Raw genomic sequence first — 23,118 nt, 5'->3', positions numbered from 1 at the left:
CCGACGCATGTATTCGCTTGCCCGCCCCTTCCTGTTCTCGCTCGACGCCGAACGCGCCCACGGCCTCGGCCTGTCCGCACTGGACCTGGCCTATCGCACCGGCACCACGCCGCTGCTGGCCGCACGCATCGCGCCGATGCCCAGCACGGTGTTCGGGCTGACCTTCCCCAATCCGGTCGGCCTGGCCGCCGGCCTGGACAAGAATGGCGAGCACATCGATGCACTGTTCGCGCTCGGCTTCGGCTTCGTCGAAATCGGCACCATCACCCCGCGCCCGCAGGCCGGCAATCCGCAACCGCGCCTGTTCCGCCTGCCGGAACACAACGCGATCATCAACCGCATGGGCTTCAACAATGCGGGCGTGGACGCGCTGGTGCGCAACGTCGAGCGCGCGCGCAACCGCCGCGGCCTGCTCGGCATCAACATCGGCAAGAACAAGGACACCCCCAACGAACAGGCCGTGGACGATTACATCGCCTGCCTGGACAAGGTCTACCCGCTGGCCGATTACATCACCGTCAACATCTCCTCGCCCAACACCGCCGGCCTGCGTGAGCTGCAGGAAGAGACCGCGCTGCGCCAGCTGGTCAGCCAGCTGCGCGACCGCCAGGAAGACCTTGCTGCCCGCCACGGCCGACGCGTGCCGATGCTGGTGAAGGTGGCGCCGGACCTCAGCGAACGCGATATCGACGCCGCCGCCCGCGTGCTGGGCGAACTGCAGGTGGACGGCGTGATCGCAACCAACACCACCATCGACCACAGCAAGGTGGCCGGCGACCCGCTGGCCAATGAGGCTGGCGGCCTGTCCGGTGCACCGGTGCTGGAGCAGTCCACGTTGGTGCTGCGCCGCCTGCGCGCGCGCCTGCCCGAATCGGTGCCGCTGGTCGGTGTCGGCGGCATCCTGTCCGGCGCCGATGCGGTAGCCAAGATGGCGGCCGGTGCCGCACTGGTGCAGTGCTACAGCGGCCTGATCTTCCGTGGACCGGCGCTGGTTTCCGAATGCGTGGAGGCGATCCGTCGCCGCCGTGAAGCGCCGAGCCGCGGCGCGGTGGCCCCACTGTGAGCGCGCCCATGGATACCATCGACGGCAACGCCCCGCTGCGCTGGACGCTCACCCGCAATGCGCCGCTGCAGGCGCTGAATACCTTCCATGTGCAGGCCAGCGCCGCGCAGCTGCTGGAACTGCACGATGCCGCGCTGCTGCCGGACGTGCTGGCATTGCCCGAGGTGGCCAGCGGCCCGCTGCTGGTGCTGGGCAGCGGCAGCAACGTTCTGATCGCCGAGGACCTGCCCGGCACCGTGCTGGTGTTCGGCAACCGTGACATCAGTTTCCTTGAACACCGCGCCGACCATGCGGTGATCCGTGCCGGTGCCGGCGTGCCGTGGCATGGACTGGTGATGTGGTCGCTGCAGGAAGGTCTGTCTGGCCTCGAAAACCTGGCCCTGATTCCCGGCACCGCTGGTGCCGCGCCGATCCAGAACATCGGTGCCTATGGCGCGCAGGTCGGCGAGTTCATCCAGGCGGTCGAAGCGTGGGACTGCCAGGAGCAGGCCTGGGTACGGCTGGACAACGAACAGTGTGGCTTCGCCTACCGCGACAGCGTGTTCAAGCAGCAACCGGATCGTTACCTGATCACCGCCATCGAACTGAAGCTGCCACTGCTGCACGATCTGCGCATGGACTACGCCGGCATCCGCGAGGAACTGCAGGCACAGGGCGTGGAGCTGCCGAGCGCAGTGGACGTTGCCAATGCCGTGATCGCGATCCGCCGCCGCAAGCTGCCCGACCCGGATGTACTGGGCAACGCCGGCAGCTTCTTCAAGAACCCGGTGCTGCCGCTGGAACAGGTCGACGTGCTGCTGCAGCACTTCCCCGACCTGCCGGTGTTCCCGGCCGAGCAGGACGGCAAGCGCAAGGTCTCGGCGGCATGGATGATCGAGTCCTGCGGCTGGAAGGGCTTCCGCGAAGGCGATGCCGGCGTGGCCCCCAGCCACGCGCTGGTACTGGTCAACCACGGCAATGCCAGCGGTGCTGAGCTGCTGGCGCTGGCGCGCCGCATCTCGGCCTCGGTGCTGGAGAAGTTCGGCGTGCCGATCGAACCGGAGCCCCGCCTGCTCGGCGCACAGTGGTGAACACCCCCGCCCTTTCCCCAAGCGCCCCGATGCGGGCGGCGCTGCTGATGCTTGGCAGCACGATGGCATTCGGCCTGATGGCGGTCGCGATCCGCTACGCCACCCGGTACGTGCCAACCCAGGAAGTGGCGTTCTTCCGCAATGCCTTCGGCTTGCTGGCGTTGCTGCCGATGCTGCTGCGGCCGGGCCGTGCTCCGCTGAAGACGCAACAGCTGCCGCGCTATTTCGTGCGCAGTGCGATCGGCCTGGGCTCGATGCTGTGCGCGTTCTGGGCACTGGGCCACCTGCCGTTGGCGCAGGCGGTGTCGCTCTCATACTCCACGCCGCTGTTCGTCACCATCGCCGCCGTGCTGTGGCTGGGTGAAACCGTGCGCGTGCGCCGCTGGGCCGCGGTCGTGGTCGGCTTCATCGGTGTGCTGGTGATCGTGCGACCCGGTACCGCCGGCTTCACTGCGGGCAGCCTGGTCGCCGTGGCCGCCGCGGTGCTCAGTTCGCTGGTGGCGATCCAGATCAAGCAGCTCACCCGCGTCGACAGCGCCGATACCGTGGTGCTCTACACCTACGTGTTCTGGGTGCCGCTGTCGCTGGTTCCGGCGCTGTTCGTCTGGGTCTGGCCGAGCGGCATGGCCTGGCTGTGGCTGCTGGCCACCGGCGTGCTCGGCACCATCGGCCAGCTGTTGTGGACGCGGGCGCTTCGCCTGGGTGAAGTCTCGGCGCTGACCCCGATCAGCTTCCTGCAGCTGCCGCTGGTAACGCTGTTCGGCTGGCTGCTGTTCAATGAAAGCGTGGACCGCTGGACGATCATCGGCGCCGGCATCATCCTCGCCGCCAACGCCTACATTGCCCACCGCGAGGCCGTACTTTCGCGCCGCGCCGCCAGCGCAGCCGCCTCGTCAGCGGCGAAGCCCGCCGAGTAAATCCGCGCCACGCGTGGATGACGCTGCACTCCTCTGTAGAGCCGAGCCTACGCTCGGCTGCTCTTCGCGCCTCCACCGTTGACTGAGCGCGCAGGGTTCATTCACGCATGGCGTGGATCTACAGCGCGCGATACACCCGCTCGGCCGCGTCGAACACATTGCCCGGTGCGAACTGTTCGCTGAGGAAATGCAGCGACTGCCGGCGCAGCTGCGGCGACCGGTCCTCTCCATCGCTGCCCAGCAGGACCTGCTGGAACTCGATCAGGTCCTGCAGGATGCGCCAGTGACGGTACCAGGCGATCCAGCGAGGGTCGCCGCGGTCACTGCCATAGCCTTCCTCGAATCCCACCGGGTTCTCGCGGCCCCAGCGCCCGCCGACAGCGCCACCGATGAACATCAGGTCGCGCTCGCGCGGTGCCAGCGACAGGCCATCCCAGTCGATCAGGTGCAGGCCGCCGTCATTGCCCATCAGCAGATTGCCGGCATGAAGGTCGGTGTGGCACAGGTGCAGCCGCACCGGCACATCCTGCAACGCCGCGTGCAGCTGCAGTGCTTGCGCGTGCAGCGCCGCGATGCGCGCGTGCTGCTGGTCCCAGACGGAGACGAAGGCACGGCCCAGCCCATCCTTGGCAGCAGCCAGGCCTTCGCCGGCCAGCCACTGCCCGACGGTCTCCAGCGCTGCGGTTTCCATCCGGATGCTTGGCAGCGCTTCCTGCAGCGCCGGTGGCGGGCACGCCTCGTGCAGGCGCCGCAGCACCTCGCCCAACCGTTGCCATTGCGTGCGGCTCAATGCCGCCTCGAAACCGGACTGGCCTTCCACATACGGGAACAGGGTGAACTGCAGGCCCCAGCGCTGCACCGATGCCCCGCCGGTCAGCGCCGGCCAGGGCGCAACGATTTCCTCGACACCCAGCGTGCCGCGCAGCCAATGCAGGGTGTCCCAGACGGCTGGGGCCACCTGGTAGCTGCGGCATTTCAACCACCACTGCCCGCGCCGTGCATCGATGCGATACACGCTGGCGTTGGCATCGGCGCCAACCGGGCGTGGCACCACAGCGGTCGCGGTGATGCCATAGGACTGCTGGAGGACTTCGCCGAGATGCTGCGCCGAAGCGGATGACATGGATGCAAGCGGAAAGTGTTATCTGCGACAACTATCGCAGATGTGCCCGCCACGACACAGACATGTCCGTCACAACATCGTGCCTGCGCGACCAATGTGCTAGCCGGCGACGCGACGCATCACCGCTTCCAATGGCCCCCGCGTGAACCGCCACGACCACAGCCACGCTGCGCCCGTGGCCAGCATCAGGAACAACAGCGCCCACAGCAGCACGGTCGGTAGCGACGCGCTGCCATCGAGCAGCCCCAACCATTCCAGCGTACCCATGCCCAGCAGGATGTGGCCGACGTAGAGGGTCAGGGTCATTCGCCCTGCTGCAGTCAGCGGTTCCAGCCAATCCCACGGATAACGGCGGCTGATCCAGAGGCACGCGGCAATCGCGCTGCAGGCTGCCCCCGCACCGGTCAACACGTAGGCCGGTCCCGGCGGCATCGGCTGCGTTCCCAGCCACGGCTGCCAGGGCGTTCCCTGCGCAAGGTGCTGCACGGCCTGGCCTGCGCCGATCAGCAGCAGGCCCACCAGCAGCAACGCACGCTGCACCCGCGGTTGTGACAACGGCAGGCGCGCCAGCAGCATGCCCAGCAGGAAGAAGCACATCCAGGGCAGCAAGGGATGGAAGCCGTTGAACAACAGGTTGCGCGCAACACCCGGCCATTGCCAGAGACCGGCATACTCCAGCGTCTGCCAGTTCCAGCCCTGGCTGTAATTCCAGTGCAGCAGTGCCCAGGACGACCCGGCCGCGAGGCCGGCGATGCTGGCCAGCAGCACCCGTGGCGACGCACGCAGCCACAGCACCGCCAGCGCGAAATACACCGCGTAGTAGTGCAGGATGTCGGCCGGGAACAGGGTCAGGTTGAGCAGGCCCAGCACCAGCAGGAACAGCGCGCGCCGCCAGGTCTGCGCGCCGGCCGGCATCCAGCCAAGGCGCTGCGTGGCCAGTACCAGGCCAAGTCCGGCCAGGGTGACGAAGGTCGCAGAGGCCTTGCCTTCCAGCAGATGGAAGAAGCCGGCCAGCCAACTCGCACCCTCTGCCGGCACGGCCATCGCCAGGCGGAAATTGACCAGCACCATGCCTGCCAGCGCCAGATACCGTGCCAGATCAAGGCCGTGCAATCGCCGCTCAACCGCGCTCATGCGCGTGCACCGAGCAGCAGCGCGAGCAGGCCTGGGTCCAACGGAGCCTCATCGGTGCCACCGGCTTCGCCCAGCCCCCGGCGCAGCGCATCGCTTTCGATGGCATCCAGCAGCACCTGCGCCTGCAGTGCCGGGGCCAGTACGGGACGCCGACGTTCACGCTGTGCCACCTGCTGCAGGGCTTCGGCCAGCACAGCCTGCAATTGCCTGCGATTGGCCGCAAATGCCTCGGCCACGGCCCGATTGCGTGCGCTCTCGGCCAGCACTTCGACGGCGAGCGTCGCCCATTCCGGCTGGCTGCACAGTGCGTGGAAGTCCTGCAGGAACGCCAGCACCTGCGTGCGATCACCGTCGGCCGCGGCCAGTCGCTGCAGCAACGGCGCCACTTCTTCGCCCTCGGCCACGGCCACTGCAAGGATGATCGCTTCCTTGCCGGGGAAGTGATTGTAGAGATTGCCCAGGCTGACGCCGGCCGCCTGCGCGATGTCACGCATGCTGGTCTGGTGGAATCCCTTGGCGAGGAAGCACTGCAGGGCGGCCTGCAGGATCTGCTCGATGCGTTGCGCGTTGCGGTCGGCTCGGTTCATGGCGCCAATAGTGAACGAACGTTCGTCCAACTTGAAGATGGCAACCCGTTCATCAGCGAGTTCCGTTCAGCCGGCCCTTGACCTCAACTGCGGTTGAGGCCCGATGCTGCGTGGCCCGTTCCAAGCCCAACCCGGAGAGACTTCATGCCACGGATGATCACCGCCCTGCTCGACAGCCGCGTGCTGTGGTTCCTGGCCCGCCTGCTGCTGGCGGTGGTGTTCCTGTCATCGGGTCTGGCCAAGCTGCTGGCGTGGGACAACAGCGTGGCCGAAATGCAGGCGGCCGGGCTGCAACCGCCTGTGCTGTTCAACCTCGCCAGCGCCGTGGTGCTGCTGGGTGGCTCACTGTGCCTGCTGCTTGATCGCCTGCTCTGGCTGGGCAGCGGCGCGCTGGCGGTATTCATGCTGCTGACCATTGCCATCGTGCATGCCTTCTGGACCAAGCACGGCGCGGAACAGCAGCTGGCCCTGTTCTTCGTACTGGAACACCTGAGCGTGGTCGGTGGCCTGATCTGCGCGGCCATCGCCAGCCGCGCGCGGGCTCAGAAGAACTCGTCGAGCAGCCGGTAGAACGCCAACCGGCGCTCGTCGGCCACAGCGCCGTAGCGTTGGAACAACGGCGTGACCCAACGCGTATCTCCGAAGTTGTGGACCAGGCTGCGCGCGGCCAGCGCCAGGTCCTGGTAACGGTCGGCCACGCCCAGCCGCCCACAGTCGATGAACCCGCTGAAACGCCCCTCGGACACCATCAGATTCGGAAGGCAGGCATCGCCATGACTGACCACCAGATCTTCATGATCGGGACGGGTGCTGCACAGTTGGGCGAAGACCTGCTGTGGACTCTGTCCCAGGCGTTCGTCATCGAAGTCATCGGCATCCACGCGCCCCGCCTCGACCCGTGCCTGCGCGGCCGGCAGGCGCGAGGCCAGCCGCTGATCGAACGGACAGGCTGCTACCGGCAACGCATGCAGCCCGCGCAGCGCGTCGGCCAGTATCTCCACCCGTTGCTGCGGCGCGAGTTCCGGCGACGAAGCCAGATCGCGGCCAGGCAGCGCGCTCATCAGCAACCAGTGCCGGCCCGCTTCTTCGGCCGTGGCAATCACCGTTGGCGCCGGTTGTCCCTGTGCCTGCAACCAGCGCAGGCGCGCGATCTCATCGCCCAGCTCACTGAAGGCGTCGATCAGTTCCGACTTGAGGAAGGCATCGGGGCGGCCCGGCCGCAGCACGCGGGCAACGTCGGCCCGCGAGACACCCATCGACTGCCGCTCGATGCGCGCATCGGCCAACGCCTTCTGCCACGCCAACGGCAGCGGCATGCCATCAGGGGTGGCGTTGTGCTCGTCCATGCCAGGAGATTCCTGTTGCCGGTGACCCTGTGCATTCTCGCTCATCCTGGCGCACATCGACCCGCGGGCGGCCGGCAGCCACTACGCCCCAGCGCCTGCAGCAGCGACGGCTGCTGCCACGGTGCCGGTGCCAGTTCGACGACACGGCCTCGACCCTTACCGCCGAACGCGGCGGCCTGCGCGCGTTCGCCAAGTGGGGCACCGTTCTGGCAGCCGATCGTGGCTGCCGCAGTACAACGAGGAAGCAACATGAAATTGATGGTCATCGGCGCCAGCAAGGGCCTGGGACGCGCGTTCGTGGAAGGCCTCTGTGCTAGGGGTGACACTGTGATTGGTGTCTCGCGCAACCGCCCGTGCGGCATCGCCTGCGCTGACGGCGTCACCCTGCAATGGATCGAAGCAGACCTGTCCCGGCCGACCGTGGCTGCCGACCACATCGCAGCGCAGGCACCGGCCGATATCGATGTGCTGATCCACAACCTGGGTATCTGGGAAGACAAGGCCTTCAGCGACGAGTACGCCTTCCTCGATGAAAGCGATGCTGCACTCACGAAGCTGGTCGACGTCAACATCACCGCGACCCTTTTACTGCTGCAACGCCTGCTGCCCCGCGTACTGGGCGCAGCGCGCCCGCAGCTGGTGCTGACCGGTTCGACCTCGGCCCTGCCTCGCAGTGGCCGCCCGGAAGTGGCGTTCGGCGCCTCGAAGTTCGCCCTCAACGGCATCGCCGATGCGCTGCGCGAAGGCTTCCGCGATCGCCGGCTGGCGGTGACCAGCCTGCAGTTGGGCTACCTCAACACCGACGACGCCTTGTCGGTGCCGGTGGCCGAGGCCGCAGCGCGCGGCGACGGTGAGCAGGTGCCGGTCCACGATGTCGTGGCCATGGTAAGCGCCCTGTTGCAGCTGTCATCCTCCGGCTTCGTGCGCGAACTGGTGCTGCCCGCCATCGCCGACCCGCGCTACTGACCTTGCCGGCCGCGGCAGAGCACCCTCAGTGGCCGCGCGCGCGGTCGTGGTTTACCCTGCTCGTCACTGGCCGTCGGTCACAGGCGGGAACCTGCTATGGATGCGCTTTCACGGGTCTCGGCCCAGGTCCTGGACAGCGCCCTGCCCAGCCTGCCGCTGTATCTGCTGCAGGCCACGGCAGTGATCGGCATGATCGGCGTGCTGCTGATCGCCACCCGTCGCGCCGGGCACGCCATAGAAGGCCGTCGCCTGTATGTCGGCGTAGCGCTGGGCCTGATCTACCTGTTCAATTCCTGGTTCGTGGCCCGTTATTCCCAGGGTGTCGTCAAACTGCACCTGGGCTTCGACATCCTGCTGGTCAGTGGCCTGCTGGGCGGCTGGCGCGGCGGCTTGGCCTGCCTGGCTGCCGCCCTGCTGGCCCGCTACCAGTTCGTCGGTATCCCGTTCTTCCTGCCTGCCAGCCTTGAGGCCGTGTTGCAGATGGTGGCGGGCGTCTGGCTGCGCAGGCACCTGTACCCGCGCATGCTCAACGAGCTCTCGCCGCGCATGATCCTGCAGGCATGGTCCGTGCGCATCGGGGTAACCGCTCTGGGTTTGGCGCTGGGTGTGGCGATCATTGGCGCCGATCAACTGCCGGTGGCCGAGCTGGCGATCCAGCGCGCGCTGGCACTGCCGGTCTCGCTGCTCGTGCTCGGCGCCGTGTTCGCGCTGGTCTACAACGATGCCCAGATCGATGCGCAACGCCAGCGCGAACAGGCCTGGCTCCGCATCGATCCGATCAGCGGGCTGCCCAACATGCGTGCGCTCGGTGAACGCCTGCAACAGTACTGGCGGGATAACGACGGCACCGGCAAGGCCTGCCTGATCGTGGCCGAGATGGGCAACCTGCGCGATCTGCGCCTGCGCTACGGGCCGTTGCAGGACAACGGCCTGTGGCAGCGCGACAGCACCGAGGAAGTGCATCGGTTGCTGCCGTCGCTGCCGGCTGCGCAGCTGGAGATCTACCAGTTCGGCGATGCCGCGCTGGCGATCCTGGTGCGCGGCCTGACCTTGTCCACACTGCGCACGCAACCGCAGATCACCGAGCTGGCCAGCAACCTGGCCGATCGGGTCGGCCGCGATTGGCCGGGCTTCCGGCCGCTGTTCCGCTGTGCAGTGGTTGAATTGAAGCCCCCTGCTGATGCCGACGAAGGACATCTTCCGTTCCGCGCCATCACCGTGGCACTGAGCGCGATCGAGTCGGGCGTGGTGTTCTTCGATGACCCGATCCAGCGCGACAGCGAGATCGACGCCCTGATCGAGGTTGCCCTTGAGCACTGGCTGCAGCAGGGCAATGCGCCGCTGTGCTACCAGCCCAAGCATCGCCTGCAGGATCGCCAACTGGTCGGCGCCGAAGCACTGCTGCGCATGCGCGACGGCGAAGGCCGGCCGATTGCCCCGATGCGGGTGATCTCGCTGCTGCGCCGCCAGGGGCGGCTGGCAGACCTGGAATGGGCCACGCTGCGGTCGGCGGTGCACTTCCTGCAGCACTGCCGGCGGGACGGCGCGGCGCTGACCATTGCAGTCAATGTTTCAGCCGAATCGCTGCGCCTGCCCGACTTCGGCCTGCGCCTGCAGGAGCTGCTTCAGCTGCATGACATCCCCGGTGCGATGCTGCGCCTGGAGATCGTCGAATGGACCGAAATCGTCGAGCGCGACGTGGTCGATGCCAACATCGCACAGCTGCTGGCAGCCGGGGTCACCCTGTCGCTGGATGATTTCGGCGCCGGCTATTCAACCCTGATCCTGCTCTCGCAGCTGGCCATCGCCGAGGTCAAGATCGAGCAGGCGCTGATCGCCACGCTGTCCGACGCCAAGTCGCAGTCGATCGTGCGCTTCATCGTCGAGGTCGCGCACCGCTGCGGCGCGATCGTGGTGGCCGAGGGTACCGAGACCCTGGCCCAGGAACAGAAGCTGCGCGCACTCGGGGTGGATGTCGGCCAGGGCTACCTGTACTCGGCGGCGCTGCCGGCCGACGAGTTCCGTCGCTTCGCAGCCGGCTAGACCGCGTAGAACCCCAGGAACATCGCCACCGCCGATTCGGCCACGCGCGCACGTTCCTGCGCGGTCAACGGTGGCTGCCCCATCGTGACCTGCGGCCAGAACGCGAAGCTCTTCACCAGCCCATGCAACTGGTGGCCGGCAAAGTCCGGATCCACCTCGCGCAGGCGGCCATCGGCAATTGCTGCGCGGATCCAGGCACTCTCGCCACTTTCCTTCTCGCCCATGCGGCAGACGATGGCTTGCGCGCGCTCCGGTGAATGGATGATCTCGGCCATCGCGACCCGCGCCAGATCGATGAAATTCCCATCGCTGAGCAGGTCCAGCTTCTGGCCCAGCAACTGCAGCAGCTGCGTCTGCAGCGGCTGGTCGGCGCGGTATGGCAGTGCGTCGCTGGCCACGCTGCGCTCCCACAGCTCCTCCAGGATCATCGAGAACAGTGCTTCCTTGCTCGGGAAATGGTTGTAGACGGTGCGCTTGGAGACCCCCGCCGCCTCGGCGATGCGGTCCATGCTGGTCGCCTCGTAGCCCGATGCACGGAACTCCTCCACCGCCGCGCGCACGATGGCGTCACGTTTGCGGTCGGTCAGGCGTTGCGGGGCACGGGACATGGCGGAAACCGGATAACTGAACGGATGCCTCCATTTTACACTCGACAGTGTACTTTTGAAAAACACGAAACTACACTGTGCAGTGTACTCAGCGGACGTCGCCCATGAAGCGCCTGCTCCTTGTCCTACTGCTCGGAATCCTCGCCGTGACCACCTACACCTTCTGCAAGTCCTGGTCCCTTCCCGACTTCCCCGATTCGCCGCAGTACCGTGATGGCAAGTTCCGCAATGCCCTGCCCCGTCCGGCGATGGGCCTGCGCGACGGCGCGGAGATCTGGTGGACGTTCCTGTTCAACAAGCCCAAGGGCACCGTGCCCGCGAACCCGATTCCGGTGAAGCCGCTGGACCGCGCCACGCTGGACGCCGCACCGGATCGCAGCCTGTTCCGGCTGGGGCACTCCACGATCCTGCTGAAGCTGCGTGGCCAGTACTGGCTGACCGATCCGGTGTTCTCCGAGCGCGCCTCGCCGGTGCAGTGGATGGGGCCCGCACGCTTCCATGCACCGCCGATCAGCATCGACGCGCTGCCGCCGATCGCCGGTGTGATCCTCTCGCACAACCACTATGACCACCTGGACCATGCCGCGGTCATGCAGCTGGCCGGCAAGACCGCGCGCTTCATTGCACCGCTCGGCGTCGGCGACCAGCTGATCGCGTGGGGGGTGGATGCGCGCAAGGTCGAGCAGCTGGACTGGTGGCAATCCACCGAAGCCAACGGCCTGCGCCTGACCGCGACCCCGGGCCAGCACTTCTCCGGCCGCGGGCTGGGTGACAGCGACCGCAGCCTGTGGGCTTCATGGGTGATCCAGGACGGTGACTTCCGCATTTTCTTCAGCGGCGACACCGGCTACTTCGACGGCTTCAAGGCCATCGGCGAGAAATACGGTCCGTTCGACCTGACCATGATCGAGACCGGCGCCTATGACCCGCGCTGGGCATTCGTGCACATGCAACCGGAACAGACGCTGCAGGCGCACCTGGACCTGCGCGGCAAGTGGCTGCTGCCGATCCACAACGGCACCTTCGATCTGGCCCTGCATGCATGGCAGCAGCCGTTCGAGCGCATCACGGCGCTGGCCGCTGCAAACAATGTTCCAGTGGCTACGCCGATGATGGGCGAAGCACTGGACATGCAGGCGCCGCAGGCGGGTACGCGCTGGTGGGAGACGGTGGAGCTGTAATGCGGTCGGCTCCGATTCTGGCCGCCGCTACGTCTTCGGGTGAAGCCTGCGCCCTTCCCGGGCCAGATTGATCTGTAGCGCAGCGGCGGCGAGCTCGGTCATTTCCGTCGTGACTTTCCCGCTGCCGCGCGCTCGCAGCCAACCGAGAATGTCGACGAGATGCCAGATCGAGGTCGAGCCGTCATGCACGGGGGACGGAAACGACTGCGGGTTGGCCAGCATGAGCTTCCGCATGTTCTGGCGCGACATTCCGAGCAGGTCTGCGACGTCAGTGAGCCCAACCAGATCGGGGCTCACTTCAACCAGTTCGGCACCGGGCACGGCCCGCTGCACATCGTCCAGCGCCGAACGCAGGGCAGCCCCTGCGCTATCTGCTTCGCGGCAGAACGCCAAGGCCAGCCGTCCCGGCAGCCCAAGGCCCACAAGCGCGTCGTCACAGCCGCCTTCGGCCAGGCGCTGCTCGAGGACGCCGATTTCAATACCTGCGTCCGGCAAGCGGTACTTCAGGGTGAAGTTGAATTCCATGATTGACCCCCTTCGCTTCTGACGAAGCGTGATCTCATTGCTCACGACTGCAGTTCTCGACCACACGCCGCAAGGCTCTTGCATGATGGCTGCCGCTACGTGGTGTGCTCCAGATGCTCACGATGCAGAACTCCCCGCATCGGCAATCAGTGTCGTTGTAAGGGCAATACATCCGGCCCCACGCATGGCCGCCCGCCATACGGAGCCTCCACCCACGATCCTCCGCGAACTGCAACGCCGCTTCGATGTCCTTGTCTGGATGACGCGCTCGAGACATTCCTTGTTCTCCATAGTCTGCACACGGCTCACATTGGTTGTCAAATGACAACCCGCTTAAAAGGACTTTGGACGTGACCCTAGCCAATTCGCGCTACGCGTCCAGAGCCACATACGTCAGGCCTCCCGTGATGGCAGCGGCAGCGTCCAGCGGCGCTGCAGTGCGTCATGTAACCGATTACATCCCTTGCTAGCGTAGCGCTCGCCCGATTCCGGCCGAACCTGCGAGGCTGTCCGTAATGACGTTGCGCGCCGAACGCTCCAAGGTCTCCACACCGCTTTTTCAATTGCGCCCTGCTGCGGCCTTACTGTTGGCCGCCCTGGCCTCCAGCGCACAGGCACAGACCCTTCCCCCGCGCAGCCAATGGCAGGCCAGCAGTTCCTCGCAGCAGGTGCCGGCGATGGCGATCAGCCACCTGATCGACGGCAACCCGAAGACCGTTACCGGCGGTGCATTCAGTCCGGGCCACTGGTTCCAGATCGATCTCGGCGCGCCTGCAATGCTGGCCGGCGCGCGGCTCACCTGGGATGTCTCCAACCCGGAAGGCTATTCACTGCAGACCTCACTGGACGGCAGGCAGTGGCAGACCGCGTACACGATGGCCGATTCGCTGGGCGACGTGGAAACGCTGTACTTCGCGCCACGGCAGGCGCGCTACCTGCGGCTGGCCAGCCCGCAGCGCACTTCCGACTGGGGCGTGTCGATCTTCGAGATGGAGCCGCTGGACAGCACGCTCAGCGCACGCGTCAGCGGTATCGATGCAGCGCAGGCGGCGGCGCTCTGGCAAGGCGGCGGCACCGTCGCGATGCCGGCCGGGGCAAATGGATCCCATACGTTCGAGATCACGCTGCCGCAGGCCCAATCAACGGCTGGCCTGGTGGTCGACTGGGCCGATGGCGCACGAGGCGCTGCCCGACTACAGGCGCAGGATGCACGGGGCCGTTGGCAGGACCTCGCACACGATGCACAGGCGGCCAGTCACCGTCAAAGCTGGCTGGCCGCCACTGCAGCACAACCATTGCGTGCTTTCCGCCTGAGCGTGGACGGCGCTGCGCCGCAGATCGCACGCCTGCGCCTGCTCGGTCCGAAAGCCGTGATGACGCCGATGAAGCAGTATCAGATCGTCGCCAGCGGCGCCCAGCGCGCATTGTTCCCGGCCTCGCTGCAGATGCAGCAGACCTACTGGACGGCCGTGGGTGTGCATGCAGGACGACAGAAGTCGATCTTCGACGAGTACGGCAACCTGGAAGCCTTCAAGGGCGCACCGCTGATGCAGCCCATCTGGCGCAATGCCGATGGCCAAACCGCCGGCGCCGCCGGGCAGGCCATGCAGCATGCCCTGCGCGACGGCTGGAAGCCGATGCCCTCCGCCACCTGGTCACCGCAACCCGGCCTGCAGCTGCGCAGTGAAGTGTTCGCCATTGAGCGCGATGGCCAGCCGGTGACCTTCCTGCGGCATCGCCTGCAGAACACGGGAAGCACGAAGATCGAAGGCACGCTCAGCCTGGTCGTGCGCCCGATGCAGATGAATCCGCCATGGCAGAACGGCGGGCTGTCCCCGATCCGCGAGGTGACCATCGATGGGCAGGCCCTGCGTATCAATGGCCGCACGCTGCTGCAGTCGCTTACTCCAGTGACCGCATCCGGCGCGGCGCCATTCGGCAAGGATGGCGCAACGGAGATCACCGCAAGTCTCGCTGCCGGCCAGCTGCCTTCCACGCAACAGGCGCGTGATGACCAGGGGCTTGCCTCGGCTGCGTTGAACTACCGCGTCTCGTTGGCGCCGGGAAGCAGCGATGCCATCGTGGTCGCGTTCCCGTTGGGCACCGCCGCCGCCGATGCCAATGGCGTGCTGCCCGAAGCGCCTGCGCTGGATCTGGCCACGCTGCCCCGCGATGCCAATGCGGCGTTTGATTCACTGGCCACGCAGGCGTCTGCGGACTGGCAGGCACGGCTGGGCCAGGTCGGCCTGCGCCTGCCCGATCCGTCGCTGGTGGACATGCTGCGCGCGCAGGCCGCCTACATGCTGATCAACCAGACCGGTCCAGCCATGCAGCCCGGCCCGCGCAACTACAACCGTTCCTTCATCCGCGACGGCATGGCCACCTCGGCGGTGCTGCTGCGGATGGGCGAAGCCCGCGTGGCGCGCGACTACCTGGCCTGGTACAGCGAACACGGCGTGCATGCCAACGGCCTGGTCTCACCGATCCTCAACGACGATGGCAGCGTCAACACCGGCTTTGGATCGGACATCGAGTACGACAGTCAGGGCCAGTACGTCGCGCTGGTGGCCGATGTCGCGCGCCTGGACGGCGGACCCGAGTCGGTGCGTGACTACCTGCCGAAGGTGAAGGCCGCGCTGCGCTTCCTGCAGGAGCTGCGCGAGCGCACGCTGGTGCCCGGTTACAGGGCTGACCAGCCTTCGCCGGAACGGTTCGCGGGCATTCTTGCGCCGTCGATCAGCCATGAGGGCTATCCGTCGCCCACCCACAGCTACTGGGACGACTACTGGGGCCTGAAGGGGTGGCACGACGGCGCTTGGCTGGCCGAATCGCTCGGCGACCACCAGACCGCAGCCTGGGCGCGCGAACAATACAAGCTGCTCTACGACGCACTGCGTGCCTCGATCCGGGCGACGATGGCGTGGAAGGGCATCGACTTCATTCCCTCCTCGGCCGACCTGGGCGATGGCGATCCCACCGGCGTTTCGATCGCACTGGACCCGACCGGCGCACAGAGCGTGTTGCCCGCCGAGGCGCTGCGGACCACCTTCGCGCGCTATCTGGACGATGTGCGCAAGCGCAGCCAGCCCGGTGCGCTGTATGCGTACACCCCGTACGAGATCCGCAATGTGCTGAGCTATGTGCACCTGGGCCAGCCGCAGGTCGCCGATGAGCTGCTGCAGGGGCTGCTGCATGACCTGCGCCCGCTTCAGTGGCAGGTGCTGGCCGAGGTCGTGCATTCGCGCCTGCGCTTCCCGCGCTACCTGGGCGACATGCCGCACACCTGGATCGGCGCCGAATACGGCCGCACGCTGTTCGGCATGCTGATGCGCGAAGACGATGATGTGCTCTCGCTGCTGCCGGGCACGCCCCCCTCGTGGGTGGCGGGCGATGGATTGGCGGTGGAAGGCCTGCCCACCGCGTATGGCACGTTGCAGATGCAGGCACGGCAACGCGACGGCACGCTATCGATCACGCTGGGCAAGGGCCTGCGCAGTGGGACGGCGGTGAAGGTCTGGTGGCCGGCGCGGACGATGCCGAAGACCGTGCGTGTGGATGGGCGCGACGTTACCGCGTTCGATGCAGAGGGCGTGCGCCTGGCAAGACCATTCAGAACGCTGGAGGCGCGTTGGTAGAGCAGCCGAGCATGGCTCGGCTCTACAGAAGCAGCGGTAGCGCCGGGCCACGCCCGGTGTCATTGCAGCGTCGGCAACCCCGGCGGATTGGTCTGCGATTGCGGCACCGCCTCCTCGGCCACGTTCCAGCGCTTCAATGCCTGCGCATAGGTGCCGCTGCCGATCTGGGTGTTCAACGCCTGCGTCACCGCATCGGCCAGGCCGCTGCCCTTGCGCGTGGCCACCGAGATCGCCGCAGCGTTCGGCCAGCCACCGGGGAACAGGCCCACGCGCCGCACCTTGCCATCGCGTGCCGAGTAGGCGCCGGTGGCATTGGGCTCGAACGAGACATCGGCGCGGCCAGTGATCACCGCCAAGCGGCCGACCACGGCGTCATCGAAGTACTGGTACTCCACCGGTTTCAGGCCGGCCGCAATGTTCTGCCGGTCCCACTGCCGCAGGATCTGGTCCTGGTTGGTGCTGGCGCCCACCACGACCTTCAGCCCGGCCACATCAGCGGGTTTCTCGATCTTCTGGATGGGCCCATCGCTGCGCGTGTAGATGCCCAGAAGATCGTAGCGGTAGCTGGAGAAGTCGAACTTCTTCTTGCGCTCTTCGGTCACCGTCACGTTCGACAGCACCGCATCGTACTTGCCCGATTCCAGCCCCAGCGGCCAGTCCGCCCACGCGACCGGCACGATCACCAGCTTCAGGCCCAACGCATCGGCAATCAGCCGCGCGATGTCGGGCTCGATGCCGACCACGTCCTTGCTGTCCGCGCCGTAGTCGGCCAGCGGTAGCTGCCCCGGATGGGTCGCCACGGTGAATGCGCCCGGCGTGACGAAGCGGTAGCCCGCAGGAATCAGGGCCTGCGCCTTCGGGTCGAGCGTGCCCTTCAGCACGGCGGTGTTGGTACCGGCCAGGCTGGTCGCGGCCACAGTGGCAGCCTCCGGGGCCTGGCGCACGCGCGAGTAGACGATGCCGGCGATGCCGATGACCAGCACCGCCACGATCAACAGGGTGCTGCGCGAGGGGCGACGCGGCGCTGCAGGGCTCATGGTGTTCCTTCCGGGGTTACAGGGTCTTGGCCAGGAAATCGGCGGTGCGTTGCTGGCGCGGGCGCTCGAACAGAGCCTCGGGCGTGCCCTGCTCGATCACCCGGCCCTGGTCCATCATCACCACGTGGTCGGCCACGCGGCGGGCGAAGCTCAATTCATGGGTGACAATTACCAGCGTGGTGCCGGAGCGGGCCAGCTCTTCGATCACACTGAGCACTTCGGCCACCAGTTCCGGGTCCAGCGCAGAGGTGGGTTCGTCGAACAGCAGCACCTTCGGTTGCAGCGCCAGCGCGCGGGCAATCGCGATGCGCTGTTGCTGGCCACCGGACAGCTGGCGCGGGAAAGCATCGGCCCTGTCGGCCAGGCCGACCCGCTCCAGCAGCGTGCGCGCCTGTTGTTCGGCCTGCACACGGGGCACGCCACGCACCGCGATCGGTGCCTCGATGATGTTCTCCAGCGCGGTCAGGTGCGGGAACAGATTGAAGCCCTGGAACACCATGCCCACCTCGGCACGCCGACGGCGGATCTCACGCTCAGGCAGTTCGTACAGGGTGTCACCGTCACGGCGGTAGCCGATCAGCTGGCCGCCGACGGTCACATAGCCGCTGTCGGCACGCTCCAGGTGGTTGATCAGCCGCAGCAGCGTGGACTTGCCGGCGCCCGATGGGCCGATCAGCACCGTCACGCTGCCGGCGCGCAGGTCCAGGTTCACATCCTCCAGCACCGGCTGGTCGCCAAACACCTTGCCTACGCCGTGCAGCGATACCGCCGCGCCCTCGCCCGCTTCGACCTGGGGGGCGATGCGCGGGCGGTGGATCGAGCGCTGCGCAGCATCGCTCTGCACGCGCAGCGGCGATGACACGTGCGATGCCGAGCGCTCGCGCTGCAGCTGGCCGCGCGCGAAGCGCTGCTCCACCCGTCGCTGCAGCAGTGAAAGTGCGGTCAGGATCACCAGGTACCAGACCGTGGCCACCATCAGCAGCGGCACCACCTCCAGGTTGCGGCGGTAGATCACCTGCACCGTGTAGAACAGCTCAGGCAGCGCCAGCACGTAGACCACCGACGTGCTCTTGGCCAGGCCGATCACATCGTTGAACGCGGCCGGCAGGATCGAGCGCATCGCCTGCGGCAGGATGATGCGGCGCACCTGGCGGCCACGTGGCAGGCCCAGCGCGGCCGCGGCCTCGTACTGGCCGTGGTCAACAGACAGAATGCCGCCGCGGATCACTTCGGCCGAGAACGCGGCCTGGTTCAGGGTCAGGCCCAGCACCGCGGCAGTGAACACACCGATCAGCTGCGTGGTCGGGTACGAGAACAGGTTGATGCCGGTGAACGGCACGCTCAGTTCGATGGTGCTGTACAGGTAGCCCAGATTGTTCAGCAGCAGCAACAGCACCAGCAGCGGGATCGAGCGGAACAGCCAAACGTAGCCCCACGACACCGCCGACAGCAGCGGCGAGCCGGAGACGCGGACCAGCGCAAGCAACGTGCCCAAGGCGAAGCCGAGGCCAGTACCGAGCGCGGTCAGCAGCAGCGTGCGGCCCAGTCCCTCAAGCACCGGGCGCGCGAAGAACCATTCGGCGAAGGTGCCCCAGCCCCAGCGCGGATTGCCCAGCACGGACTGCAGCCCGATCAGGATCAGCGCCAGTGCCAGCACCGTGCCGAAGACCTGCAGCGGATGCCGGGCCGGCACGATCTTCAGCGCCGGCGCTGGCGCCGGCCGGGTTGCAATGCCATCCAGCGCGGTCGAAGGCGTGCTCACGCGTGGGCTCCTTGCAGCTGGGTCTGTGCAGGCACGATGGGGGGCGCCGGTGCCCGCAGGTGCTTTTCGAACGGCAGGTGCGCAATGGTTTCGGGATCCGCATCCAGATCGAACAGCGCGGTGTAACCATGGCTGAGGTACAGGCCAACAGCTTCAGGCTGGCGGAAGCCCGTCGTCAGGAACACCCGCCGATACCCTTGCCGCGCCGCCTGCTCTTCCAGCTCCTGCAGCACGCGCCGCGCAATGCCCTGGCGACGCAGCCCGGGCAGCGTCCAGATGCGCTTGAATTCGGCGGTATCCGGATCACGGTGCGGCATGAACGCACCGCCGGAAATCGCCACCCCGTCGCGCAGCAGCAGCACGAAGGCGCCCACCGGGGCCGCAAAGGCCTGCGCCGGATAGCGCTGCAGCTCCTCGCGGGCGCTGCCACCGATGCGTCGACGCACGTCGGCGTAGCGGCTGTCGTACTCCTGCTCCAGGCCGTCGAACAGCGGCCGCGCCAGTGGGTCATCCACCGAGGTGTAGAGGAAGCGTTCGTTGCTGCTCATGCCACGTCCTTCACCAGATAGTCTTCGGCCAGCCGTGCCCACAGGCTGGCAGCGGGTGCAATGGCGGCGTCGTTGAACACATAGCGTGGGCTGTGCAACGGTGCGCTGTCGCCGTTGCCGACGAACACGAAGCTGCCGGGCCGCGCCTGCAGCAGGAAGGCAAAGTCCTCACTGGCGGTGCGCGGTGCGAAGTCGGGCACCACCTGTTCGGCGCCGAAGCCCTGCACCGCCACCTTGCGGACGTAGGCGGTCTGCTGCGGGTGGTTGATCACGCTGGGGAAGCCGCGCGGGAATTCAATCTCGGCGCGCGCGCCGAACGCGGCGGCGGTCTGCTCGGCAAGTTCCGTGACCCGGCGTCGCAGCGTGTCGCGCACCTCGGGCAGGTAGGCGCGCACGGTCAGCTTCAGCTCGACCACGTCCGGAATCACATTGGCGGCCTGGCCGCCGTGGATCGAGCCGACGGTGACCACGCCCATCTGCCGCGGATCGACATTGCGCGACACCACGCTCTGCAGCGCGGTAACGATGTGCGCTGCCGCCAGGATCGGGTCGATGCTGCCCTGCGGCTCGGCACCGTGGCTGCCCTTGCCGATCACCTTCAGCCGCGCCCAGTCCACCGACGCCATCGCCGGGCCATCGACAAAGCCGAAGTGCCCCACCGGCGCGCCCGGCCAGTTGTGCAGCCCATAGATCGCATCCACCGGGAAGCGTTCGAACAGGCCATCGGCAATCATCTTCGACGCGCCCGAACCCGTCTCCTCTGCAGGCTGGAATACCAGCTGCAGGGTGCCGTCGATATTGCCGTGATGGGCCAGGTAATGCGCGGCGGACAGCAGGATGGCGGTATGGCCATCGTGACCACAGGCATGCATCAGGCCCTCGGTCTGGCTGGCGTAGGCCAGGCCGGAGTCCTCGCGGATCGGCAGCGCATCGATGTCGGCACGCAGCCCCAGCCGACGACTGCCCTGCCCACGCTGCAACGTACCGACCACGCCGGTACCGCCGAGGCCAGTGGTCACTTCATAACCCCATTGCTGCAGAAGTTCGGCCACACGTGCGCTGGTGCGATGCTCCTCGAAGGCCAGCTCCGGGTGCCGGTGCAGGTCATGGCGGATCGCAATGGCGGCCTCGGCGCGTGCTGCGATTTCGGGCAACACGCCAGTCGCTGGGGAACTCCGCCGGGCCTGGCCCGGTGCTACTGCGGTTTCTCCGCTCATTGCCCTACCCCACCTTCCGCGCCGGTTCGGCGTCGGTCGCATACCGGCTGGCCTTGTACGGCAGGCCCAGATGCTCGCGCAGCGTCTGCCCTTCCAGCGCGCGCTGGTGGTAGCCCCGCGCCTGCAGGATCGGCAATACCTGGGTCACGAAATCGTCCAGGCCCTCGCGCTGCGCGGCAAAGCCGAGAATGAAGCCATCGCTGGCACCGGCATCGAACCAGCGGATCAGCTCATCGGCCACGTGCTCCGGTGTACCGATGAAGTTTGGTCGCGGGCTCACTGCCTCCAATGCCACCTGGCGCAGGCTCAGGCCCTTCTCACGCGCATCCTGCTTGATGCGGTCGGTGGTGGAGCGGAACGAATTGCTGCCAATGTCACCCAGCTCCGGGAAGGGCGCGTCCGGATCGTACTGGCTGAAATCGTGGTGGTCGAAGAACCGGCCGAGATAGGCCAGCGCATCCTCCAGCGTTGCCAGTGCGGCAATCGCCTGGTACTTGGCTTCAGCCTCCTCGGCAGTACGGCCGACGATGGGGCCGATGCCCGGAAAGATCTTCACGTCATTGCCGCTGCGGCCATGCGCGATCGCCGAATTCTTCACCTTCCGGGTGAACGCGCGGGTTTCCTCCAGCGACGGCGAGTGGGTGAACACCGCGTCGGCGTACTTGCCGGCCAGCGCGATGCCGTCGTCGGACGAACCGGCCTGGAAGATCACCGGCTGGCCCTGCGGCGAACGCTGGATGTTGAGCGGCCCTTCCACCTGGAAGAAGCGGCCCTTGTGGTCGAGGCGGCGGAACTTTTCCGGCGCGAAGAAGATACCGCTGTCGCGCTCGCGCACGAAGGCGTCGTCGTCCCAGGAATCCCACAGCCCCTGCACCACCTCCAGATACTCGTCGGCGATCTGGTAGCGCAGCGCATGTTCCGGGTGTGGCCGGCCATAGTTGCGGCCCGAACCCTCCAGTGGCGAGGTCACCACGTTCCAGCCGGCACGGCCGCCGCTGAGCAGATCCAGCGAGGCGAACTGGCGGGCCACGGTGAACGGATCGCTGTAGGACGTCGACAGCGTACCCGCCAGGCCGATCTTCTTCGTTGCCGTGGCCAGCGCCGACAGCAGCGAGATCGGCTCGAAGCGGTTGAGGAAATGCGGGATCGACTTCTCGTTGATATACAACCCGTCGGCCACGAAGCCGAAGGCGATACCGTTGTCCTCGGCCGTGCGTGCAATGTCGATGTAGAACTGCAGGTTGACGCTGGCATCAGCCGGATTGGACGGATGCTTCCAGGCATGCATGTGGCTGCCGGGGCCCTGCAGCATGATGCCGAACGGAATGTGGCGCGGGGTCGTGCTCATTGGGAATCGCTCCTGCAGGTCAGGCCACCGCCGCGCGCGGCGCAGGCGACAGCAGTTCGAGGGATGTCAGGCGTGCGTCAAGGTCGGCCACCGGCGCGTCGAGGATGAATTCGCCCACGCCGAAACGCCGGTGCAGCGCGTCCAGTTCGCCGCGCACATGCTGCGCATCACCGGACAGCACGCTGGGGCGCGTTTCCTCGATGCGGAAGTCGGCCACGCCCACCTGGCGCGCGTACTCGGCAGCCGCCTCGGGGCTGGGCAGGTTCACCGCCTGCCCCGGACCGAGGTGCAGCTTGTAGACGCGCAGCGCGCCGATATGACGCGCTGCTGCTTCGGCAGTCGGTGCGGCGAAGGCCACCGTGGCCAGCAGCGGGGGCTGCGAGGAGACGCTGCGGTAAGCGTCGAACGCAGCCTCGATATGTTTCGGGTCGCCATCGAAGTGCGCGGCGTACACGAAGCGCCAGCCCAGCTCGGCTGCTTGCTTCGCGCTCTGTGGGCTGGCCCCGAGCAGGAAGCGCTCAGGCGCCTGCTGTGGAATCGGGCGCGCCAGCGCCTCGGTCGCGGCACCGGACAGATAGCCCTCCAGGTCGCGCAGCTGCTGGTCGAAATCGGCGAATGCCGGGCGTCCCGCCGCCAGCGCGGCGGTCGATGCTGGCAGGCCACCGGGCGCCTTGCCCACGCCCAGATCCACGCGCCCCGGTGCCAACGCCGCCAGCAGGTTGAAGCTCTCGGCCACCTTGTACGGCGCATAGTGGCGCAGCATCACCCCGCCACTGCCGATACGGATGCGACGGGTCTGCGCCAGCACCCAGGCGGCCAGCACTTCCGGCGCCGGGCTGGCAAGCGCCGGCGCGGCATGATGTTCGGCAAACCAGTACCGGTGATAGCCCAGCTGCTCGGCGCGCTGCGCCAACTGCAGGCTGTTGCGCAGCGCCTGCTCTGGCGAGGCGCCTTCGGCCACCGGGCTCTTGTCCAAGACGCTGATCAGATAGCTCAAGGTCGTGTCCT

General features: G+C 67.2%; 20 protein-coding genes. 8 read left to right on the top strand and 12 right to left on the bottom strand.

Translation table 11 applies throughout. From position 1 onward, the window contains the following. The first annotated feature begins 7 nt into the window (after positions 1-7). Genes ACSDHM_RS07565 through ACSDHM_RS07555 form a run of 3 tightly spaced genes read left to right on the top strand, consistent with a single transcriptional unit; the run spans position 8 to position 3,050 of the window. The gene (locus tag ACSDHM_RS07565) at positions 8-1,063 is read left to right on the top strand and encodes a quinone-dependent dihydroorotate dehydrogenase (protein WP_061477858.1); all 1,056 of its coding nucleotides are present in this window, start codon (positions 8-10) and stop codon (positions 1,061-1,063) included. Positions 1,064-1,071: 8 nt separating this feature from the next. Next, positions 1,072-2,133 carry a UDP-N-acetylmuramate dehydrogenase gene (gene murB, locus ACSDHM_RS07560; protein ID WP_439426834.1) on the top strand — a complete coding sequence of 354 codons (1,062 nt, stop codon included), beginning with the start codon at positions 1,072-1,074 and terminating at the stop codon, positions 2,131-2,133. A gap of 29 nt (positions 2,134-2,162) precedes the next feature. Then, a complete protein-coding gene (locus ACSDHM_RS07555) occupies positions 2,163-3,050 on the top strand; it encodes a DMT family transporter (RefSeq protein WP_005416295.1) in 888 nt (295 codons plus the stop codon). Between the two features lie 118 nt (positions 3,051-3,168). Here ACSDHM_RS07555 and ACSDHM_RS07550 read toward each other — a convergent pair whose 3' ends face one another. The 3 genes from ACSDHM_RS07550 to ACSDHM_RS07540 all read right to left on the bottom strand — a co-directional run bounded on the left by ACSDHM_RS07550 (position 3,169) and on the right by ACSDHM_RS07540 (position 5,894). After that, a complete protein-coding gene (locus tag ACSDHM_RS07550; protein WP_111007962.1) occupies positions 3,169-4,173 on the bottom strand; it encodes an aminoglycoside phosphotransferase family protein in 1,005 nt (334 codons plus the stop codon). 99 nt (positions 4,174-4,272) lie between these two features. After that, entirely contained in the window at positions 4,273-5,307 is a 1,035-nt protein-coding gene (locus ACSDHM_RS07545; protein ID WP_439426833.1) for a heparan-alpha-glucosaminide N-acetyltransferase domain-containing protein, read from the bottom strand. Further along, positions 5,304-5,894: a TetR/AcrR family transcriptional regulator gene (locus ACSDHM_RS07540; protein ID WP_072168972.1), complete on the bottom strand. Its 591-nt coding sequence runs from the start codon at positions 5,892-5,894 to the stop codon at positions 5,304-5,306. The genes ACSDHM_RS07545 and ACSDHM_RS07540 overlap by 4 nt, the downstream gene beginning before the upstream one ends. 144 nt (positions 5,895-6,038) lie before the next feature. Between ACSDHM_RS07540 and ACSDHM_RS07535 the strand changes: the two genes are divergently transcribed. Continuing rightward, positions 6,039-6,464 (top strand): DoxX family protein, encoded by a 426-nt coding sequence (locus ACSDHM_RS07535; protein ID WP_439426832.1) that lies wholly within the window; start codon positions 6,039-6,041, stop codon positions 6,462-6,464. Here the strand turns inward: ACSDHM_RS07535 and ACSDHM_RS07530 are convergent. Continuing rightward, a complete protein-coding gene (locus ACSDHM_RS07530; protein WP_072168935.1) occupies positions 6,437-7,240 on the bottom strand; it encodes an APH(3')-II family aminoglycoside O-phosphotransferase in 804 nt (267 codons plus the stop codon). The genes ACSDHM_RS07535 and ACSDHM_RS07530 overlap by 28 nt on opposite strands. Before the next feature lie 249 nt (positions 7,241-7,489). On the opposite strand from ACSDHM_RS07530, the gene ACSDHM_RS07525 reads away from it, so the two are divergent. Both ACSDHM_RS07525 and ACSDHM_RS07520 read left to right on the top strand, forming a co-directional pair. After that, positions 7,490-8,206 (top strand): SDR family NAD(P)-dependent oxidoreductase, encoded by a 717-nt coding sequence (locus tag ACSDHM_RS07525; RefSeq protein WP_072168936.1) that lies wholly within the window; start codon positions 7,490-7,492, stop codon positions 8,204-8,206. A gap of 96 nt (positions 8,207-8,302) precedes the next feature. After that, on the top strand, positions 8,303-10,249 hold the full coding sequence (locus ACSDHM_RS07520) for an EAL domain-containing protein (RefSeq protein WP_188241289.1): 1,947 nt from the start codon (positions 8,303-8,305) through the stop codon (positions 10,247-10,249). On the opposite strand, the gene ACSDHM_RS07515 is transcribed toward ACSDHM_RS07520, so the two are convergent. Then, positions 10,246-10,857, bottom strand: coding sequence for a TetR/AcrR family transcriptional regulator (locus ACSDHM_RS07515; RefSeq protein WP_072168938.1), 612 nt, complete (start codon positions 10,855-10,857; stop codon positions 10,246-10,248). The two genes, ACSDHM_RS07520 and ACSDHM_RS07515, sit on opposite strands and share 4 nt — an antisense overlap. A gap of 104 nt (positions 10,858-10,961) precedes the next feature. Between ACSDHM_RS07515 and ACSDHM_RS07510 the strand changes: the two genes are divergently transcribed. Then, positions 10,962-12,038 carry an MBL fold metallo-hydrolase gene (locus ACSDHM_RS07510; RefSeq protein ID WP_439426831.1) on the top strand — a complete coding sequence of 359 codons (1,077 nt, stop codon included), beginning with the start codon at positions 10,962-10,964 and terminating at the stop codon, positions 12,036-12,038. Positions 12,039-12,065: 27 nt separating this feature from the next. On the opposite strand, the gene ACSDHM_RS07505 is transcribed toward ACSDHM_RS07510, so the two are convergent. Beyond that, a complete protein-coding gene (locus tag ACSDHM_RS07505) occupies positions 12,066-12,563 on the bottom strand; it encodes a helix-turn-helix transcriptional regulator (RefSeq protein WP_111007959.1) in 498 nt (165 codons plus the stop codon). 515 nt (positions 12,564-13,078) lie between these two features. On the opposite strand from ACSDHM_RS07505, the gene ACSDHM_RS07500 reads away from it, so the two are divergent. Then, complete coding sequence (locus ACSDHM_RS07500) at positions 13,079-16,198, top strand: discoidin domain-containing protein (protein WP_439426830.1); 3,120 nt, start codon at positions 13,079-13,081, stop codon at positions 16,196-16,198. A 59-nt stretch (positions 16,199-16,257) separates the two neighbouring features. Here ACSDHM_RS07500 and ACSDHM_RS07495 read toward each other — a convergent pair whose 3' ends face one another. Genes ACSDHM_RS07495 through ACSDHM_RS07470 form a run of 6 tightly spaced genes read right to left on the bottom strand, consistent with a single transcriptional unit; the run spans position 16,258 to position 23,107 of the window. Further along, positions 16,258-17,235: an ABC transporter substrate-binding protein gene (locus ACSDHM_RS07495; RefSeq protein WP_072168942.1), complete on the bottom strand. Its 978-nt coding sequence runs from the start codon at positions 17,233-17,235 to the stop codon at positions 16,258-16,260. A 16-nt stretch (positions 17,236-17,251) separates the two neighbouring features. Beyond that, the gene (locus tag ACSDHM_RS07490; protein WP_188241286.1) at positions 17,252-18,997 is read right to left on the bottom strand and encodes an ABC transporter permease subunit; all 1,746 of its coding nucleotides are present in this window, start codon (positions 18,995-18,997) and stop codon (positions 17,252-17,254) included. Next, the gene (locus ACSDHM_RS07485; protein WP_065185134.1) at positions 18,994-19,545 is read right to left on the bottom strand and encodes a GNAT family N-acetyltransferase; all 552 of its coding nucleotides are present in this window, start codon (positions 19,543-19,545) and stop codon (positions 18,994-18,996) included. The genes ACSDHM_RS07490 and ACSDHM_RS07485 overlap by 4 nt, the downstream gene beginning before the upstream one ends. Further along, positions 19,542-20,762, bottom strand: coding sequence for a M20 aminoacylase family protein (locus tag ACSDHM_RS07480; protein ID WP_439426829.1), 1,221 nt, complete (start codon positions 20,760-20,762; stop codon positions 19,542-19,544). Before ACSDHM_RS07480 ends, ACSDHM_RS07485 begins: the two co-directional genes overlap by 4 nt. Before the next feature lie 4 nt (positions 20,763-20,766). After that, on the bottom strand, positions 20,767-22,110 hold the full coding sequence (locus tag ACSDHM_RS07475) for an LLM class flavin-dependent oxidoreductase (RefSeq protein WP_439426828.1): 1,344 nt from the start codon (positions 22,108-22,110) through the stop codon (positions 20,767-20,769). A gap of 19 nt (positions 22,111-22,129) precedes the next feature. Then, entirely contained in the window at positions 22,130-23,107 is a 978-nt protein-coding gene (locus ACSDHM_RS07470; RefSeq protein ID WP_072168947.1) for an MsnO8 family LLM class oxidoreductase, read from the bottom strand. Between the last annotated feature and the right edge of the window lie 11 nt (positions 23,108-23,118).

This window comes from Stenotrophomonas sp. T8 (assembly GCF_051853085.1).
In the GTDB taxonomy this organism is placed as follows: Bacteria; Pseudomonadota; Gammaproteobacteria; order Xanthomonadales; family Xanthomonadaceae; genus Stenotrophomonas; species Stenotrophomonas sepilia.
Note: the sequence above shows the minus strand (reverse complement) of the source record. Positions and strands in the feature narration are given on the sequence as shown.